This window comes from Rhodococcus sp. MEB032, assembly GCF_030208925.1.
Taxonomy (GTDB): Bacteria; Actinomycetota; Actinomycetes; order Mycobacteriales; family Mycobacteriaceae; genus Rhodococcus_F; species Rhodococcus_F qingshengii.
On the sequence record NZ_JARVSY010000025.1, the window covers coordinates 195118 to 213071 of the forward strand.

At 63.2% G+C, this 17954-nt stretch carries 16 protein-coding genes and 1 riboswitch; of the genes, 10 read left to right on the forward strand and 6 right to left on the reverse strand.

The features are described 5' to 3' along the window. The first annotated feature begins 25 nt into the window (after positions 1-25). Genes ybeY through era form a run of 3 tightly spaced genes read left to right on the forward strand, consistent with a single transcriptional unit; the run spans position 26 to position 2836 of the window. Entirely contained in the window at positions 26-568 is a 543-nt protein-coding gene (ybeY, locus tag QRN54_RS23710) for an rRNA maturation RNase YbeY (RefSeq protein ID WP_003944525.1), read from the forward strand. A gap of 21 nt (positions 569-589) precedes the next feature. Further along, a complete protein-coding gene (locus tag QRN54_RS23715; RefSeq protein WP_003944509.1) occupies positions 590-1894 on the forward strand; it encodes a hemolysin family protein in 1305 nt (434 codons plus the stop codon). 24 nt (positions 1895-1918) lie between these two features. Beyond that, positions 1919-2836 carry a GTPase Era gene (gene era / locus QRN54_RS23720; protein ID WP_003944451.1) on the forward strand — a complete coding sequence of 306 codons (918 nt, stop codon included), beginning with the start codon at positions 1919-1921 and terminating at the stop codon, positions 2834-2836. Here era and QRN54_RS23725 read toward each other — a convergent pair. Next, entirely contained in the window at positions 2833-3384 is a 552-nt protein-coding gene (locus QRN54_RS23725; protein ID WP_003944561.1) for a TetR/AcrR family transcriptional regulator, read from the reverse strand. The genes era and QRN54_RS23725 overlap by 4 nt on opposite strands. A 4-nt stretch (positions 3385-3388) precedes the next feature. Beyond that, positions 3389-4807 carry an amidase gene (locus tag QRN54_RS23730; RefSeq protein WP_218694917.1) on the reverse strand — a complete coding sequence of 473 codons (1419 nt, stop codon included), beginning with the start codon at positions 4805-4807 and terminating at the stop codon, positions 3389-3391. Between the two features lie 329 nt (positions 4808-5136). Between QRN54_RS23730 and kdpF the strand changes: the two genes are divergently transcribed. The 6 genes from kdpF to QRN54_RS23760 are packed head-to-tail and all read left to right on the forward strand — an operon-like array spanning position 5137 to position 12904. Next, positions 5137-5235, forward strand: a complete 99-nt coding sequence (gene kdpF / locus QRN54_RS23735; RefSeq protein ID WP_007731078.1) for a K(+)-transporting ATPase subunit F — start codon at positions 5137-5139, stop codon at positions 5233-5235. Beyond that, positions 5235-6920, forward strand: a complete 1686-nt coding sequence (kdpA, locus tag QRN54_RS23740) for a potassium-transporting ATPase subunit KdpA (RefSeq protein ID WP_285183150.1) — start codon at positions 5235-5237, stop codon at positions 6918-6920. Before kdpF ends, kdpA begins: the two co-directional genes overlap by 1 nt. Then, complete coding sequence (kdpB, locus tag QRN54_RS23745; protein ID WP_042450171.1) at positions 6917-9022, forward strand: potassium-transporting ATPase subunit KdpB; 2106 nt, start codon at positions 6917-6919, stop codon at positions 9020-9022. The genes kdpA and kdpB overlap by 4 nt, the downstream gene beginning before the upstream one ends. A gap of 6 nt (positions 9023-9028) precedes the next feature. Next, a complete protein-coding gene (locus QRN54_RS23750; protein WP_007731080.1) occupies positions 9029-9679 on the forward strand; it encodes a potassium-transporting ATPase subunit C in 651 nt (216 codons plus the stop codon). 7 nt (positions 9680-9686) lie between these two features. Next, positions 9687-12227, forward strand: a complete 2541-nt coding sequence (locus QRN54_RS23755; RefSeq protein WP_003944466.1) for a sensor histidine kinase — start codon at positions 9687-9689, stop codon at positions 12225-12227. Continuing rightward, positions 12224-12904, forward strand: a complete 681-nt coding sequence (locus tag QRN54_RS23760) for a response regulator (RefSeq protein ID WP_003944545.1) — start codon at positions 12224-12226, stop codon at positions 12902-12904. Before QRN54_RS23755 ends, QRN54_RS23760 begins: the two co-directional genes overlap by 4 nt. Before the next feature lie 9 nt (positions 12905-12913). Here the strand turns inward: QRN54_RS23760 and QRN54_RS23765 are convergent, their stop codons facing one another. Both QRN54_RS23765 and QRN54_RS23770 read right to left on the reverse strand, forming a co-directional pair. Beyond that, a complete protein-coding gene (locus QRN54_RS23765; RefSeq protein ID WP_073512190.1) occupies positions 12914-13894 on the reverse strand; it encodes a zinc-binding alcohol dehydrogenase family protein in 981 nt (326 codons plus the stop codon). After that, a complete protein-coding gene (locus QRN54_RS23770; RefSeq protein WP_073512191.1) occupies positions 13891-14352 on the reverse strand; it encodes a MarR family winged helix-turn-helix transcriptional regulator in 462 nt (153 codons plus the stop codon). The genes QRN54_RS23765 and QRN54_RS23770 overlap by 4 nt, the downstream gene beginning before the upstream one ends. Positions 14353-14473: 121 nt before the next feature. Between QRN54_RS23770 and dinB the strand changes: the two genes are divergently transcribed. Beyond that, on the forward strand, positions 14474-15772 hold the full coding sequence (gene dinB / locus QRN54_RS23775; RefSeq protein WP_007731083.1) for a DNA polymerase IV: 1299 nt from the start codon (positions 14474-14476) through the stop codon (positions 15770-15772). Here the strand turns inward: dinB and QRN54_RS23780 are convergent. Together QRN54_RS23780 and QRN54_RS23785 are read right to left on the reverse strand one after the other, a co-directional pair. Beyond that, positions 15769-17049: an LLM class flavin-dependent oxidoreductase gene (locus QRN54_RS23780; protein WP_007731085.1), complete on the reverse strand. Its 1281-nt coding sequence runs from the start codon at positions 17047-17049 to the stop codon at positions 15769-15771. The genes dinB and QRN54_RS23780 overlap by 4 nt on opposite strands. Then, a complete protein-coding gene (locus tag QRN54_RS23785) occupies positions 17049-17840 on the reverse strand; it encodes a 3-oxoacyl-ACP reductase (protein WP_064074774.1) in 792 nt (263 codons plus the stop codon). Before QRN54_RS23785 ends, QRN54_RS23780 begins: the two co-directional genes overlap by 1 nt. Further along, a riboswitch (TPP riboswitch) is annotated at positions 17831-17924 on the reverse strand. (Overlaps the previous gene by 10 nt.) Between the last annotated feature and the right edge of the window lie 30 nt (positions 17925-17954).

Consider the following 17954-nt stretch of genomic DNA (forward strand, 5'->3'; position numbering starts at 1 on the left):
CTTTTCCCAGGAAAGAGCGTCGCACATGAGCATCGAGGTCTCGAACGAATCGGGCATGGACATCTCCGAACCGGAGTTGATCAGCGTTGCCCGTTTCGTGATCGCTCGGATGGATGTCCATCCGGCGGCCGAGCTGTCGATGGTTCTCGTCGACTCCGCGACGATGGCGGATCTGCACGTTCGCTGGATGGACCTGCCGGGCCCGACCGACGTCATGTCGTTCCCGATGGACGAACTCGAGCCTGGTGGCCGTCCCGATTCCCCCGAGCCGGGGCCGTCGATGCTCGGCGACATCGTGCTGTGTCCGTCTTTTGCCGCGGATCAGGCTGACAAGGCCGGGCATTCACTGGCTCACGAACTTGCCCTCCTGACCGTCCACGGTGTGTTGCACCTTCTCGGCTACGACCATGCGGAGCCGGAAGAGGAGAAGGAGATGTTCGGCTTGCAGAACAGCCTCCTCGAAGAGTGGTACGAAGACCTTCGCCGTATCGACCGCGAAGCAGCACTGGCCGAACGCGATCAGAAGCTGCTCGGCAAGACCGGTTTCGTCGACGGAGTGGACCGATAACAGTTATCCGGGGGTTCTGTAGTGAGTAGCGCCATAGCGCTCTTTGTTCTGGCGATTGCTCTTGTCCCGGTCGGTGGTGTGTTCGCGGCCGTCGACTCGGCGCTCAACACCATTTCGTCGGCGCGGATCGACGAGATGGCAAAGGAAGAGCGAGCCGGCGCCGCGCGAGTGCAACGCATTCTGACCGATCGTCCGCGATACGTGAATCTGATGGTCCTGCTTCGCATTTTGTGCGAGATCACGGCCACCGTCGTACTCGTGGGCGGCCTGATCGACGTCCTCTCGCTGGGCTGGGCACTGACCGTCACCGCGGTGATCATGGTTCTCGTCTCGTACGTGGTCATCGGCGTCGGACCGAGAACGCTTGGGCGCCAACATGCGTACTCCATCGCGATGGCCGCGTCGCTGCCACTGCTGTGGATCGGGGTTCTGCTCGGGCCGATCAGTCGCGTCCTGATCCTCGTGGGTAACGCATTGACCCCGGGTAAGGGCTTCCGCAACGGCCCGTTCGCGTCGGAAATCGAGTTGCGTGAACTCGTGGACATGGCGCAGGAACGCGGCGTCGTGGCCGACGAAGAACGCCGAATGATCCAGTCCGTCTTCGAACTCGGAGACACGTCGGCGCGCGAGGTGATGGTGCCCCGCACCGACATGGTGTGGATCGAGAACGACAAGAATGCCGGGCAGGCGACGTCGTTGGCCGTCCGCAGTGGTCACTCGCGCCTGCCGGTCATCGGGGAGAACGTCGACGACGTGCTCGGTGTCGTCTACCTCAAGGATCTGGTCAAGCAGACCTACCACCTGCCCGACGGCGGCCGGAACGTCAACGTCTGCGACGTCATGCGGCCCGCCGTCTTCGTTCCCGACTCGAAGCCGCTCGACAGCTTGCTGGCCGAGATGCAGCGCGACCGCAACCACATGGCGATACTCGTCGACGAGTACGGCGGAATCGCCGGGCTCGTCACGATCGAGGACGTCATCGAAGAGATCGTCGGTGAGATCGCCGACGAGTACGACGAGGACGAGACGCCGCCCATCGAGGATCTCGGTGACGGAATGTTCCGCGTATCCGCGAGACTTCCCATCGAAGACCTCGGTGAATTGTTCGATCTCGAACTCGAACTCGACGAGGTGGAGACCGTCGGCGGGCTGATCGGATACGTACTCGGCCGAGTGCCACTTCCCGGTTCCGAAGTGGAGTACGACGGTTTGATCCTGCGCGGCGAGGGAACCAATACGGGCCGAGGCCGGGTACGCATCAGCACGGTGTTCGTGCAGCGCATCCCGCCGTCCGAAGACGAAGAGACAGAAGACACCGATGACTGAGCGAGAGTTCAGCGAGGAGCAGTTATGAGCAAGAACGAATTCCGGTCAGGCTTCGTGTGTTTCGTGGGTCGACCCAATACGGGCAAGTCCACGCTGACCAACGCGTTGGTCGGCAGCAAGATCGCGATCACGTCCTCGCGCCCGCAGACGACGCGCCACACGATTCGCGGCATCGTTCACCGCGAGCATGCGCAGCTGATCCTGGTCGACACCCCTGGACTGCACAAGCCCCGCACTTTGCTCGGGCAGCGCCTCAATGACCTGGTTCGCGACACGTACTCCGAGGTCGACGTCATCTGCCTGTGCATCCCGGCTGACGAGGCCATCGGGCCCGGAGACCGCTGGATCGTGCAGCAGGTCCGTCAGATGGCGCCCAAGACCAAGCTTGTCGGCATCGTGACCAAGATCGACAAGGTCAGCCGCGACGCCGTCGGAAAGCAGTTGCTCGCGCTGTCCACCCTGCTCGGCCCCGAATCCGAGGTCGTTCCGGTGTCCGCGAAGTCGGGTGAACAGGTCGAGATCCTGGTCGACGTCCTCGCCGGTCTGATGGACGAGGGCCCGGCCTTCTACCCGGACGGCGAATTGACGGACGAGCCCGAAGAGGTGCTCATGGCCGAACTGATCCGCGAGGCTGCGCTCGAGGGGCTCGGCGAAGAATTGCCGCACTCTCTGGCTGTGGTGATCGAGGAGGTCATCCCGCGTGAGGGTCGCACCGAGAAGCAGGGCGAGATGCTCGACGTGCATGCGTTGCTCTACGTCGAGCGGCCCAGTCAGAAGGGCATCGTCATCGGTAAGGGCGGGGCGCGTCTGCGGGAAGTCGGTACCAGTGCGCGCCTGCAGATCGAGAAGCTGCTCGGTGTGCGGATCTTCCTGGAGCTGCACGTCAAGGTCGCCAAGGACTGGCAGCGCGACCCGAAGCAGCTCGGCCGGCTGGGCTTCTAGGGCCGGAGGACCCTGAGGATCGCCGCGCCGATGTCCTGCTCGTCGACGCCGGTGGCCAGGCGTCGGAGTTGGAGGCCGGTGATGACGGCGACGAGCGTCGATGCAATCGACTCCGGATCAGGTACACCGAGTGCCGTCAGAATCGTGACGGTCAAATCGTCGTAGGCGGCGAAGCATTCGACGGCGACTTCGTGGAGTTCGTGGTCGCGCCCGGCGGCGATGTACATCTCGAACGGCGCGATCCGCTCGGCCGAGAACGAAAGATCTCGCGTCACCTTTTCGGCTATTGCCGCGGCGTCCTCGACGCTCAGACCTTTGTCGCGGTACTCCTCGGCCAAGGCGCGCAGGCGCGTCGTCTCGTCGGTCACGAAACGAGACAGCGCGGCCCGCAGCATGTCCGACTGGCTGGCGAAGTGATACGTGATCGATCCGAGTGAGACGCCGGCCTGCGCGGCGATGCGCCGGTTGCTCACACCCGGGATGCCGTCGGTACCGACGACGTGCAGAACGGCGTCGAGTATTCGCGCGCGGACGTCCCGGTTACTCATCGAGTCACCACCACGGCTCGGGGCGGACCTGATCCCAACGCAGGACCGATTCCAATTGTGAAGCGAGGGAGACCAACAGAGGTTCGGTGTTCTCGTTGCCCATCAACTGCGCACCGATGGGAAGGCCGGTGTTGCTGAATCCGGCCGGTACGTTGACCGAGGGCCAGCCGAGGACGTTCCACGGCCACGCGTACGGGCAGGCGCCGGTCATGACCTTGTCTGTGTCCCAGCCACCGATGCCGTCGATCGCGGTCGCCATGATCGGTGGAGTTGCAGTCGTGGGTGCCAGGACGACGTCGTAGGTGTCGAAGATCGCTCCGATCCGCTTTCGCATCCGTGGCTCGGCCGCGCGGGCCGCGCGCAGAGGTGCGCCGCGAAGTAGCTTGCCGTTCTGGGCATTTCCGCGTGTTCTGGCATCGACCAGTTTCGGGTCGGGAACGCGTCCGAGCCAGTCGTGGACCCCGACGAGTGAGCGGGGCAGAAAGTTCAGGCCGAAGATCAGGCCGTATGCGGGATCGTCGACGACGACGTGGTGTCCGAGTTCCCGCAGCGTGTCGGCGATCGAATGCACGGCCAGGCGCACTTCCGGGTCCAGCTTCACGGGAGTTGCGGTGAACGGATTGCGAAGGGAAAGCGCGATTTTCAGTTTTCCGGGGTCGCGTCCCACCGCGTCGCTGACGGTGACCGGTGTCGGCTTGTGGAGGTCGCCGTCATGGTTGCCGGCAGCGACGTCGAGCAGCAGTGCCGCGTCGGCGACGGTGCGAGCGAGCGGTCCGTTGACCGTCAGGCCGTAGAACGCTTCGGCGTCGGGCCAGGTTGAGATGCGCCCGCGCTGCGGTTTGATTCCGACGAGGTTGGTCCAGGCCGCAGGGATTCGGATGGAACCGGCACCGTCGGAACCGATTCCGGCGCTGACCAATCCGGCGGCGACGGCCGCGGCGGTGCCGCCCGACGATCCGCCTGGAGTGTGGTGACGCGACCACGGATTGCGCGTGTAACCGAAGGCTGAACCGCTCGTGAGCGGCCACTGGCCCAATTCCGGACTGTTGGTCTTGCCCACGATCACTGCGCCGGCGTCGCGGAGGCGTCGAATCATCTCCGAGTCCTCGGTCTTGGCCGGGAAATCGCCAGGGCAACCGAAGGCCGTGGGTTCGCCGGTGATGTCGACGTCGTCCTTCACTGCGATCGGCACACCGAGCAGCGGCAGACGCTCGCCGCGTGCGAGACGTCTGTCGGCCTCGGCAGCTTCCTCGAGTGCCTTCTCTCCCCGCACGATCTTGAACGCATTGAGGTGAGGCTGAGTGGCCTCGATCCGGCTCAGCGTTGCCTCGGTGGCCGCGACGGACGAGGTGGCGCCCGAGGCCAGACTCGCAACCTGGTCGACAAGACCGGGGGCGAGATCGTGGTCGGTTCGAGAAGTCATCAGGTTCCCTTCGCAAAACTGTTCGTTCGAACGAACAGTAACTTGTTTCAGTATTAGTGAACTTCGGTTTCGCGTCAAGATCGCGTCAAGACGCCAGGTCAGTGCGTAAGCGGATCGTCAGAGACGCGGAATCGGCCTTTCCGGAGGTCGAAGCTGAGAGAGCGCATCCGGTCGAGGGCGACCGCGCGTCATGGCTGCGATGCACAGCAGCACGGCAAAAGATTTCGAAGAGGGAAGCTCATGGCCGATCTGGCCTACGTTGCTCTGATTCTCGGCGGTTTTCTCGTGTGCGCGCTGGTACTGCGCGCCCTACAGGCGAGCGCTCCCAAATGACGGTTGCCGGTGTGGTCAGCGTGGTTCTGATCGCCGTCGCCGCGGCATTGGTCATTTACCTGCTCGTTGCACTCGTAGATCCTGAGAGGTTCTGATGTCGCCCGCTCTTGCAGCCGGCCTGCAGATCGCTTTTGTCCTCGTCGTTCTGGCAATCGCCTACGTCCCGGTGGGCGACTACATGGCGCGTGTTTACTCGTCGACGCGAGATCTTCGGGTCGAGAGTGTGATCTACCGCGTCGGTCGGATCGACTCCAGGGCCGAGCAGACGTGGTACGGCTACGCCGCAAGCGTTCTCGGATTCTCGCTGGCCAGCGCATTGTTCCTGTACTTCCTGCAACGGATTCAGGGAGTACTACCGCTGAGTGACGGACTGTCCGGCGTCAGCCCTGCCGTTGCCTTCAACACCGCAATTTCCTTTGTGGCGAACACGAACTGGCAGTCGTACACGCCGGAAACGACGATGAGCAACTTCGTTCAGCCCGTCGGTCTGGCGGTGCAGAACTTCGTCTCGGCAGCGGTCGGCATGGCGGTGGCCATCGCATTGGTTCGTGGCTTCATTCGGGTGGCCAGGGGCGGCGAGATCGGCAACTTCTGGGTCGATCTGACGCGTGGTTCTCTGCGCATCCTCCTCCCGTTCTCCTTCGTGATCGCCCTGATCCTGTTGAGCCAGGGAGTGATCCAGTCGTTCCACAGCGGTTTCGCCTCCACCGGCCTCGACGGCAATGCGGTGACCAATGCACTGGCCCCCGTCGCGTCCCAGGAAGCGATCAAGGAACTCGGCACCAACGGTGGCGGGATCTTGGCTGCCAACTCGGCGCACCCGTTCGAGAACCCCACCCCGTTGAGCAATGTCGTCGAGATCCTGGCGATCCTGTTGATTCCGGTCTGCCTCACCCGAACGTTCGGAACTCTAGTCGGGGATCGTAGGCAAGGCCTCACCCTGCTGGCAGTGATGGGAATCCTGTGGAGCGGGCTGCTCGCAGTCACGCTCTCTGCCGAATCCGGCGCACGCGGTGTTGCCGCCACAGCAGCTGGTTCGATGATGGAGGGCAAGGAAGTTCGCTTCGGAATCCCCGGATCGGCGTTGTTCGCGGTGGCGACCACGGGGACGTCGACGGGCGCGGTGAACTCGGCCCACGACAGCATGTCGCCCCTCGGCGGCGGCGCGGTCCTGCTCAACATGTTGCTCGGCGAAATTGCGCCAGGTGGAGTCGGAACCGGCCTCTACGGGATTCTTGTGCTGGCATTGATCGCAGTGTTCGTCGGCGGACTGCTGGTCGGTCGCACGCCCGAATATCTCGGCAAGAAGTTGGGTCGACGCGAGATCACCCTTGCGGCGCTGTCGATTCTGGTCATGCCCGCGCTGGTCTTGATCGGTACCGCCATCACCGTCATCCTCGGTTCGACCACCGGTTATCAAGGCAACGGGGGAGATCCGGGCACGCCGGGATCGATCCACGGGTTCAGTGAGGTGCTTTACGCCTTCGCCTCCGCCTCCAACAACAACGGCAGCGCCTTCGGCGGTCTGACGGTCACCAGCGACTGGTTCCAGTCGTCTCTCGGAATCTGCATGCTTCTCGGCCGTTTCCTGCCGATCATCTTCGTTCTCGCTTTGGCCGGTGCTCTTGCCTCGCAGAAGAAGGTGTCGCCGACGGCCGGCACCCTCCCGACGTCCGGACCGATGTTCACCGGTTTGTTGACCGGCACCGTCGTTCTTGTTGCTGCACTTACATTCTTCCCGGCCCTCGCGCTGGGCCCGCTAGCGGAGGCTCTTCAATGACCGTGCGTATCAGTGAGAAACCCGTGGTAGCGCAAGACGCTGCCGACAAGGTTGATCCAGGGCAGTCCCGTCAAGTACACGCAGGCGTTTTCAACCCGCGGCAGATGATCACCGCGTTGCCGGGGGCCGTGCGCAAACTCGACCCACGCCACCTCGCCCGAAACCCGGTCATGTTCGTGGTGTTCGTCGGTTCCGTCATCACCACTGTCATGGCGATCGCCGATCCCTCGGTGTTCTCCTGGGTGATCACCCTGTGGCTCTGGTTCACGGTGATCTTCGCGAACCTCGCCGAATCCGTGGCCGAAGGGCGCGGCAAGGCGCAGGCGGCGAGCCTGCGAAAGGTGAAGCAGGACACCACAGCACATCGGATCACGATGAGCGGTGCGATCGAATCGGTTTCCGGCACCGAACTGGTGGTCGGCGATCGGGTGATAGTGGTTGCCGGCGAGGTCATCCCCGGCGACGGCGACGTGGTCGAAGGTATTGCCTCCGTAGACGAATCGGCGATCACCGGTGAATCCGCGCCGGTGGTCCGTGAATCCGGTGGTGACCGGTGCGCCGTCACCGGTGGTACGACGGTTCTCTCGGACCGCATCGTCGTGGAAATCACCGCAGCACCGGGCAGTTCGTTCGTGGACCGGATGATCGCGCTCGTCGAGGGTGCTTCACGTCAGAAGACACCCAACGAGATTGCGCTCAACATCCTGCTCGCGTCGTTGACCGTCATCTTCCTCCTCGCCGTCGTAGCCATCGGCCCGATGGGCTTGTACGCGGGGCACGAGCAGGATCCGATCAAGCTGATCGCACTTCTCGTCTGCCTGATCCCGACGACCATCGGAGCGCTGCTCTCGGCGATCGGTATCGCGGGCATGGACCGCCTCGTCCAGCGCAATGTTCTCGCGATGTCGGGACGCGCGGTGGAAGCTGCGGGCGACATCGACACCCTGTTGATGGACAAGACCGGAACCATCACTTTCGGTAACCGCCGGGCCACCGCACTCCATCCGGCGCCCGGTGTATCCGCCGACGATCTTGCTGCGGCAGCTCGCTTGTCGAGCCTGGCCGACGGAACTCCCGAGGGACGGAGCATCGTCGAGCTGTGCGCAGCGGATTTCGGTCTCGCTGCCGAGCCGACGCTGGACGAGGAACGCGCCGAGTTCGTTCCGTTCACGGCACAAACCCGGATGAGCGGACTCGACCACTCCGGACGCCAAATCCGAAAGGGTGCAGCGGATGCGGTGATGAACTGGGTCGTCAGTGGTGGTGGACACGCGGAGACCGCGGTGACCGACACCGTGGGCGACATCGCCCAAGCCGGCGGAACGCCGCTGGTAGTTGCCGTCAAGCAAGGTGAGAGTACCTCGATCCTCGGCGTGATCGCGTTGTCCGACGTCGTCAAGCCGGGAATGGCTGACAGGTTCGCCGAACTCCGGGCGATGGGTATTCGCACGATCATGATCACCGGCGACAATCCGTTGACCGCGAAGGCGATTGCCGACGAGGCGGGCGTCGACGACTTCATGGCGGAGGCCACCCCGGAAGACAAACTGGCCCTGATCCGGAAGGAACAGGAAGGCGGACGTCTCGTCGCGATGACAGGTGACGGGACCAATGATGCTCCCGCCCTTGCCCAGGCGGATGTCGGGGTCGCGATGAACACGGGAACCTCGGCAGCCAAAGAGGCCGGCAACATGGTCGATCTCGATTCCGATCCCACCAAGCTGATCGAGGTGGTGGAAATCGGCAAGCAATTGCTGATCACCCGCGGCGCGTTGACCACATTCTCGTTGGCGAACGACCTGGCGAAGTATTTCGCAATCCTGCCGGCCTTGTTCAGCGGCATCTACCCGCAGCTGGACGCGTTGAACATCATGCGTCTCGCCACCCCCGAATCAGCGATCGTCTCGGCCGTGATCTTCAACGCCTTGGTGATCATCGGTTTGATTCCGTTGGCACTCAAGGGTGTTCGATACCGACCGTCGACGGCATCGCAGTTGCTCGGACGCAACCTGCTCGTCTACGGTCTCGGCGGTGTGATCACACCGTTCGTCGGTATCTGGTTGATCGATCTCGTCGTACGTTTGATTCCTGGAATTGGGTGACCTGACATGCGTTTCACTATCGGTTTTGCAAAACAGGTGTGGGCGGGTTTGCTCGTATTGCTCGCGCTCACCGTCGTTCTCGGTGTGGTCTATCCCGCCGCGGTGTGGGGTGTCAGCCGGATCAGCTCCGGATCTGCCGAAGGCTCACCGGTCACCGATGCCGCCGGTTGCGTGGTCGGCAGTGCCTGGGTGGGTGTCGATCCGCAGGTCGCCGAAGGGCAGCAGGACCCGTTCTTCCACAATCGTGTTGTCGGATCCGTTTCGGACGAGGATCCGTTTGCCACCGGTGATCCCGCTGCGGCACTGCCGTCCAACCAGGGGCCGAGCAGCGAGATTCTGGCCGGATTCGTCATCGAGCGCCGGGCAGCCATCGCGGCACGTGAGGGTGTCGACCCGGCATCGGTTCCCGTCGACGCAGTCACCGGTTCGGGCTCGGGTATCGATCCCCACATCAGTCCGGCGTACGCCGAACTGCAGGTCGCGAGGGTGGCGGCCAACAACGGCATCTCGGAAGACCAGGTGCGGGACTTGGTGGCCGAGCACACCGACGGTCGGCAACTCGGATTTCTCGGAGCCGAGCGAGTCAACGTACTGGAATTGAACCTGGCACTCGGATTGACGGCACCTACGTGTGCTGCACCGACGACTGGTGGATGATTGTCACGTGAGTTCTTCGGAGAAGGTCGGTCAATCTTTCGGTAGGGCACGCAAACGTGGTGAATTGCGTATCTACCTCGGCGCTGCGCCCGGCGTCGGAAAGACCTTCGCGATGCTCGGTGAGGCTCATCGGCGTCGAGATCGTGGCTGTGACGTGGTCGCGGCCGTCGTGGAGACACACGGCCGCGCCCGCACCGCGGCGCAGATCGGAGACCTCGAAACAGTGCCGCCCAAGCTGGTGGATTATCGCGGAACACGGATGCCGGAACTGGACGTCGAGGCCGTGTTGGCTCGGCGTCCGGCCCTTGTCCTGGTGGACGAGTTGGCACATACCAACACGCCAGGGAGCAAGAATCACAAGCGCTGGCAGGACGTACAGGAACTGCTCGAAGCCGGGATCGACGTTCTGTCCACGGTCAACGTGCAACACCTCGAAAGCCTCAACGACGTTGTCGCGCACATCACCGGCGTGGTTCAGCAGGAGACGGTTCCGGACGCGGTAGTGCGTAGTGCGGCGCAGGTCGAGCTGGTCGACATCACCCCGGAGGCGCTGCGCCGCAGACTTTCTCACGGAAACGTGTATTCACCAGAACGGGTCGATGCGGCCTTGGGCAATTACTTCAGACGCGGAAACCTCACGGCGCTACGCGAACTGGCTCTGCTGTGGGTGGCCGATCAGGTGGACGCCGCACTGGCGAAATACCGGGCCGAGAACAAGATCACCGATACCTGGGAAGCGCGCGAGCGTGTCGTCGTTGCCGTGACCGGGGGACCGGAGTCGGAAACCCTGGTACGACGCGCATCTCGAATCGCGTCGAAGTCGAGCGCCGAGCTGATGGTGGTCCACGTCGTACGCGGTGACGGACTCACCGGTGTCTCGGCCCCCGAGATGGGCAAGGTGCGCGCGTTGGCTGTCGGAGTCGGCGCCACGCTTCACACTGTTGTCGGTGACGACGTACCGTCGACGCTCCTCGAGTTCGCGCGTGAGGAGAACGCCACACAGTTGGTGCTGGGAACGTCGCGGCGTTCCCGCCTGGCTCGCATCCTCGACGAGGGGATCGGCGCTGCGGTGGTTCAGCAGTCCGGTGGTATCGACGTTCACATGGTCACGCACGAGGAAGCGACGGCGCGACGACGCATTTCGGTGCTGGGGCGCTCGGAGCGCCGGGTCCTGTCGTGGATTGCGGCGATCGTCGTGCCTTCGCTCGCGGCCGCGATCATGGGTCTCGTCGACCGAATTTCCGGGGTCAACGGCGAGAACGCGCTGTTCTTCGTCGTGGTCGTTCTGGTTGCCCTCCTCGGCGGCGTCGGCCCGGCGATATTGTCGGCACTGATCTCGGGACTGCTGCTCAATTACTTCTTCACCGATCCGCGGTACAGCTTCACCATCGCCGAACCTGACAACTTCATCACTACTGTCGTGCTGTTGATCGTGGCTGTGGCAGTTGCCGTTCTGGTCGACGCCGCAGCAAAGCGCGCCCGCGAGGCGAAGCGCGCATCCGAGGAAGCCGAACTGCTCACACTGTTCGCGGGATCAGTTCTCCGCGGAGCGGATCTGTCGACACTTCTGGCGAAGGCACTCGAAATCTATCGCCAGCGAGGGGTTTCCGTCATTCATCACGACGACGGAGTCATCGCTGCCGTCGGTACGCAGCCGCCGACCACGGACGACGAAGCGGATACGGTCTGTGAGGTCAACGACGGGGAATACGCGCTGTTGTTGGCTGGGCCCGACCTGAGTGCGCGGGACCGACGAGTGCTGACGGTGGTCGCTCACCAAGCAGTTGGGATGATCCGCCAGGAGAAACTGACAGTCGAGGCGAGCAAGGCTGCCGCGCTCACCGAGGCTGATCAACTGCGTCGAGCCTTGCTGTCAGCGGTAAGCCATGACCTGCGAACGCCTCTCGCCGGAGTGAAGGCGGCGGTGTCCAGTCTGCGCAGCGACGACATCGAGTTCTCGCCCGAAGACACCGCTGAATTGTTGGCAACCATCGAGGAGTCGGCGGATCAGTTGACGGCACTGGTCGGGAACTTGCTCGACTCGTCCCGCCTTGCCGCCGGGGTGGTGAAACCCACGCTCCGGCCGGTGTATCTGGACGAGGTGGTTCACCGCGCGTTGCTGGGCCTCGGCATCGGTGGACGCTCGGATTCGCGGGCTCGAAGTGTAGTCGTCGACGTGGGTACCGTTGCAGTGCAAGCAGATCAAGGTCTGCTCGAGCGGGTGATTGCGAACATCGTCGACAACGCTCTGCGCTACGGGGGAGAAACCCCGGTGCGCGTCGGGGCGGCGCAACTCGGTGATCGTGTGGTGATCAGTGTTGCCGATACGGGCCCAGGTGTTCCGCGAGGTGAGGCCGAAACGATGTTCCAGCCGTTCCAACGGATGGGAGATCGCGACAACACCGGCGGAGTGGGCCTCGGACTTTCCGTGGTGCGCGGATTTGTCGATGCGATGGGCGGAACGGTCAGCGCCACAGACACACCCGGTGGGGGATTGACGATGATCGTGGAGTTGGCTGCGGCCGGTACGAATGGGAATGGATCATGAGTCGAATCCTGGTAGTGGACGACGAACCGCAGATTCTGCGAGCTCTGCGTATCAATCTTTCGGTGCGCGGGTACGAGGTGGTGACCGCGTCGACGGGCGCCGGTGCCTTGCGGGCTGCTGCCGAGCGTCCACCGGACGTCGTGGTACTCGATCTCGGACTGCCCGACATGGACGGCACCGAAGTGCTTGCCGGCCTGCGTGGCTGGTGCACGGCGCCGGTCATCGTGCTGTCGGCGCGCACGGATTCCGCGGACAAGGTCGAGGCTCTCGACGCCGGTGCGGACGACTACGTCACCAAGCCCTTCGGGATGGACGAGTTTCTGGCCCGCGTGCGCGCTGCGGCGAGGCGGGGAACCTCCGCGGCGGACACTTCGGAACCGTCGGTCGAGACCGCGTCCTTCACGGTGGACTTGGCTGCGAAAACAGTGAGTCGGCGCGGTGAACAGGTGCACCTGACTCCGACCGAGTGGGGCATGCTCGAGATGCTTGTGCGCAACCGCGGAAAGCTGGTCGGGCAGAAGGAGTTGCTTCGGGAAGTGTGGGGACCGGCGTACGACACCGAGACCCACTATCTACGTGTCTACCTGGCTCAACTTCGTCGGAAGCTCGAGGATGACCCGGCGAACCCCAAGCATCTGATCACCGAGGCAGGAATGGGTTATCGATTCGTGGTGTGAGAAGCCAGGTCAGAGCACAACTACCAATTTGCCACGTGCCGTACCGGCTTCCATCTTGGCATGTGCTCGCGCGATGTCCTCGAACGCGAACACCTCGTCGATCGGTACCACCGCCTCGCCTGACGCCACAGCGGAGAGGAAGTCTTGCAGTACGTCGGCAGGCAGGTCGGACGCGTCCCCACCGTACGAGGTCAATCGCACTCCGCGTGGAATGTAGTCGATCGGATAAAAGTCTTTGACTGTCCACTCGTTGGACAGCATTCCCGTGAAACACACGGTGCCGTGAACGCGGGTCGCGCGCAACGTGTCGGGAAGTGTTGGTGTTCCGACCAATTCGAGGGCCAGATCAACACCGCCCGGGAGGATGTCTCGAACCTGGCCGGCCACAGCACCGTCGTCGACGATAACGTGGTCAACCCCGATAGCGGTCAACGACGACGCTTTGTTCGCATCTCGGGTGGTCGCAAGGACAGTGAGTCCCCACTGCTTCGCCAGGACTGCGGTTGCCATGCCGACCGAGGAGGTTCCTCCCCGGATCAACAGGGATTGACCGGATTTCGCGTCCAGTCCTACCGTCAGCGAGCCGTAGGACGTCTGCAGCATCTCGGGAACAGCTCCCACTGTCGACCAGTCCAGTTCGCTCGAGAAGGGAACGACCTGACTGACGGGAACGCACGTGTACTCGGCATAACCGCCGTCGAACGTCCTCCCCATCCCGCCCATCATGGCGGCGACTTGCCGGCCTTCGGTCAACTCCCCGCCGGGGCAGTTCACCACTTCGCCGACGGCCTCGATGCCCAGCACCCTCGGGAACGTCACGCCTTCGGCGAGGCCGAGGCGGGTGTGAAGTTCGGATCGATTGAGGCCGAAAGCCTTCACCCGGACCAGTACCCAGCCCGCAATCGGCACCGGTATCGGAATCACATTGATAGTCAATGCTTCTGGCGGGCCGGGGGCGTCGAGCACGATTGCGCGCATTGTGTCGGTCATGCTTTTTCCTTCGTGGTCGGTGTCAGGTTTCGATTGGCTTCACGCAGCGTGGCCAGTGTGGCGCCGAACCGATCGAGAGCGTCGGGCGTCAGCACGGAACCGAGACGGCGCTCCAATTCGTCGTCGAACGTTGCCTTCGCCCGCCGCAACAGCTCATTGCCCTCGGGAGTCAACTCGATGAGTGAGGATCGTTTGTCGGTGGGATTGGATTTTCGACGGCAGTGTCCAGCCGCTTCGATTCGATCCACCAGCTTGCTCGTGCCGCCGACGGTGATCGCGAGGGCCTCGGCGATGTCGAAGACCCGACAGGAGCCGAGCCTGTCGATGATCTGCATCGGCTCGAATCGACTCAGTGGCAGGTCGTGCTCGATTCGAAGTCGCTGGTCGGCGGCCGTCCACAATTCGGTTTCGAAGCGGACGAGGTTGTCGAAGTGCCTGCTCAGGGCTGATCTGGTCACGAGCAGACTCCGAACCGATATGCATTCCGTGGAATCATTTTCTCACCGTACGCCCGATTCGTGATTAATTCCATGGAATCTATTTGCGGTCTTTCATTGTGTCGGTGGCGCATGGGAACATATGTTCGTGTCGCATGAACCGCTGGATCAAGAAACGCCAGGTAATCACCCTGGCGGTGCCCGTTCCGGCGGTAATCATTCTGGCGGTAGTCGGTCCACAGGTGACGCAACGATCCTGCATGCGGACCTCGATTCGTTCTACGCATCAGTCGAGCAACGCGACGACCCGACTCTGGCCGGCAGGCCGGTCATCGTCGGTGGTGGGGTGGTCTTGGCGGCAAGCTACGAGGCCAAGGCGTTCGGGGTTCGCACAGCCATGAGCGGTGGTCAGGCTCGATCACTGTGTCCTCAGGCGATAGTTGTCCCTCCGCGAATGTCGGCGTACTCGCAGGCGAGCAAAGACGTCTTCGACGTCTTTCACGACACGTCGCCGCTGGTCGAAGGAATCTCCATAGACGAGGCCTTTCTCGAGGTCGGCGGGCTCGCCAAGATCGTGGGAAACCCGCTGCAGATCGGAGCCAACCTCAGACGCGATGTGGCCGAGCAGGTCGGACTACCGATCACGGTCGGAATCGCACGCACCAAGTTCCTGGCCAAGGTCGCCAGTGCATTCGCGAAACCCGACGGATTGCTGCGAGTGCCGCCGGAGGGCGAGACCGAGTTCCTGCATCCCTTGCCGGTCGAGAAGCTGTGGGGCGTCGGCAAGATCACGGCCCAGAAGCTGCGAAACTTCGACATCGTGACGGTGGGTGACATCGCTCGGCACGACGAATCCTCGATCGTCTCGATTCTCGGGGGCGGCGCCGGTCGCCATCTCTACGCACTCTCACACAATCGAGATCCGCGCCCCGTCCGCGCCTATCGTGGCCGCAGTTCGATGGGTGCTCAGCATGCGCTGGGTCGCGGATCCCATCCCCGCGCAGAACTCGATGCGTCGTTGATGTCCCTTGTCGACCGTGTCAGTCGACGCATGCGTTCGGCGCAGCGGACGGGGCGCACGGTCACGCTCCGGCTCCGCTTCGCGGATTTCACGCGGGCAACTCGATCTCACACGCTGCGCCGGTCCACCGCCGACACAGCGGAATTGCTGAGCGCCTCGATGGTGCTGCTGGACGAAGCGATACCGATGATCGCGGACAAGGGCATCACGTTGATCGGTGTCGCTGTCTCCAACCTGGATCGGGACGGCGCCGAACAACTCGAATTGCCCTTCGACGGTCCAGGATTCGCGGGTCCGGACACTGCCGCCCTCGACTCGGCAATGGACAGTGTCCGGAAGAAGTTCGGCTCCGCGGCCCTCACGAGGGGAGTGCTCCTGGGACGCGATCCGGATCTGTCGGTGCCGCTACTGCCGGACTAGGTGAGGTTTTCTCGCAGAGTCGCTCCCTCGTATTCGCGACGGAACAACCCACGCGCCTGCAGCACTGGAATCACGTGATCGACAAAATCTTCCAGGCCCTGCGGATAGGTCGGCGGCATCAGATTGAAACCGTCGGCACCGCGGCCGTTCAACCAGGATCCCATCTCGTCGGCAATCGACTCCGGTGTTCCGATCATCGTTGCGTGACCACCACCCGCAGCGAGCGTCCCGAGGAGTTCCCGCACAGTCGGTGCGTCCTTCTCGACGATCCGCAAAATAGTGGCGTAGCGTCCCTGCGGCCCTGTGAACGCTTCGAGTGGAGGCAACGGGGGCACGGGCCCGTCGAGATCCCAGTTCTCGCAATCCTGTCCGGTGAACAACGAGAGTTGGCGTATCGACTGTTCGGTGGGCAGCAGGAGATCGAGTTCGGCCTTCTTCGCCCTGGCCTCGGCGACGGTGCTGCCGACGTAGGTGACCAGTCCCGGCATCACGGCGACAGAGTTCGAATCCCGGCCGGCTCGCTCGATTCTCGATTTCACGTCCGCGTAGTAGGCCTGTGCGCTGGGTAAGTCGTAGGCAACCGAATAGATTGCCTCGGCGCGACGCGCCGCCAGATCGCGGCCCTGCTCGGACGCCCCGGCCTGGAACAACACCGGCCGGCCTTGCGGGGAGCGCGGAACCGTCAACGGCCCGTCCACCCGAAAATGTTTGCCGTCGTGATCGATTCGAGAAATCCTGTTTGCGTCGGCAAAACGCCCCGACCGGTCGAGAATCAGCGCGTCTTCCGACCATGAATCCCACAATGCGAGGGCCACTTCGACAAATTCGTCGGCTCGTTCGTATCGGGATGCGTGATCGGGCATCGCCTCGAGTCCGTGGTTGCGCGCCTCCTGGTCGAACATCGAGGTCACGACGTTCCAGCCGGCCCGTCCGCCGCTGATGTGGTCGAGCGAGGCCAACAGTCGCGCCGCGTGAAACGGCGTGTAGAAAGTGGTGGAAATGGTGGTCACCAGGCCGATGTCCGCTGTCGCTCGTGCCATGGCAGTCAATGCGGTGATCGGCTCGAGAAACCACGACGCACCCGACTCGGGTTCGCGAACACTGTGACCGTCAGCGAAGAAGACGGCGTCCAGCTTGCCGCGTTCGGCGATCTGGGCGAGCGACTCGTAATACGTGATGTCGCCGAGACTTTCGACCGGTGAGTCGCGATGACGCCATGCCGCACTGTGATGTCCGCAACCGAGCAGGAACGCACCTATCCGCAGCTGTGCGCCCATCAGTTCTTGACGAGTCCGCCGTCGACAACCAGGTTCTGGCCGGTCACGGCCCGTGACCATGGTGAGGCGAAAAAGAGTGCAGCGTCGGCAAATTCGTCCGGCGTGGTGACTCGGCGCAGGGGAGTGCTTGCCGCGATCATGTCGAACACGGCTTCCGGTGTTGCGGCGCTCGCATCGGTGGTGCGGAGCAAGCCGCCCGAGACCATGTTGACTGTGATCCCGTCCGGACCGAGGTCGGCGGACAGCGTCCGTGTCAGTGCCAACAGTGCGGCCTTGGCAGCGGTGTAGTCGTGGTACGGAACTACCGGATTCTGGACCAGATTGGTTCCGACAGTGATGATTCGGCCGAAGCCGAGTTCGCGCATGCCTGGTAGCGCTGCCTGGGTGGTATTGAGTGTTCCGGCAACAGCTCCGCGTAGTTGAGAGTCGAAGTCGGCCCAGGTGATCGTGTCCGCGTTCGGCCGTGCATCGCCGTTGAACGAGAAGTCGACCAGTGCATTGTCGACCACGGTCGAGATCGGTGCGTCGAATCTCTCGCGTGCAGCGGAGAACAACTGGTCGACGGAACTGCGGTCCGTCACGTCCGCCTGGACTGCGAAGGTGCGATCCTCACCCAGTTCGGCGACCAGGGCCTCGGCGGCATCGCGGCTCTTGTTGTAGTTCACGATTACGCGGGCGCCCGAGCGGGAGAATGCTCGGCTCAGTGCGGCGCCGAGCCCGCGGGCGCCACCGGTGATCAGAACGATCTGCTCGTCCAGGCTGAGTGCGCGCTGAAATTGCTGTTCGGTCATGTCGACATCCCTCCGCCAGTGCTAACTGGTCAGGTTCATCGGGTCTGATCTCAGCCGACTTTTTCGGCACCCCGTGTCACCGTCCATCAGACCACGTGAGGTGAATCGTCCTGA

Coding starts and splice junctions, on each gene's coding strand:
- kdpF (WP_007731078.1), top strand. CDS start 5,137: ATGACGGTTGCCGGTGTGGTCAGCGTGGTTCTGATCGCCGTCGCCGCG.
- QRN54_RS23765 (WP_073512190.1), bottom strand. CDS start 13,894: ATGACCGACACAATGCGCGCAATCGTGCTCGACGCCCCCGGCCCGCCA.
- era (WP_003944451.1), top strand. CDS start 1,919: ATGAGCAAGAACGAATTCCGGTCAGGCTTCGTGTGTTTCGTGGGTCGA.
- QRN54_RS23760 (WP_003944545.1), top strand. CDS start 12,224: ATGAGTCGAATCCTGGTAGTGGACGACGAACCGCAGATTCTGCGAGCT.
- kdpB (WP_042450171.1), top strand. CDS start 6,917: ATGACCGTGCGTATCAGTGAGAAACCCGTGGTAGCGCAAGACGCTGCC.
- QRN54_RS23730 (WP_218694917.1), bottom strand. CDS start 4,807: ATGACTTCTCGAACCGACCACGATCTCGCCCCCGGTCTTGTCGACCAG.
- QRN54_RS23750 (WP_007731080.1), top strand. CDS start 9,029: ATGCGTTTCACTATCGGTTTTGCAAAACAGGTGTGGGCGGGTTTGCTC.
- dinB (WP_007731083.1), top strand. CDS start 14,474: ATGTTCGTGTCGCATGAACCGCTGGATCAAGAAACGCCAGGTAATCAC.
- kdpA (WP_285183150.1), top strand. CDS start 5,235: ATGTCGCCCGCTCTTGCAGCCGGCCTGCAGATCGCTTTTGTCCTCGTC.
- QRN54_RS23780 (WP_007731085.1), bottom strand. CDS start 17,049: ATGGGCGCACAGCTGCGGATAGGTGCGTTCCTGCTCGGTTGCGGACAT.
- QRN54_RS23785 (WP_064074774.1), bottom strand. CDS start 17,840: ATGACCGAACAGCAATTTCAGCGCGCACTCAGCCTGGACGAGCAGATC.
- QRN54_RS23725 (WP_003944561.1), bottom strand. CDS start 3,384: ATGAGTAACCGGGACGTCCGCGCGCGAATACTCGACGCCGTTCTGCAC.
- ybeY (WP_003944525.1), top strand. CDS start 26: ATGAGCATCGAGGTCTCGAACGAATCGGGCATGGACATCTCCGAACCG.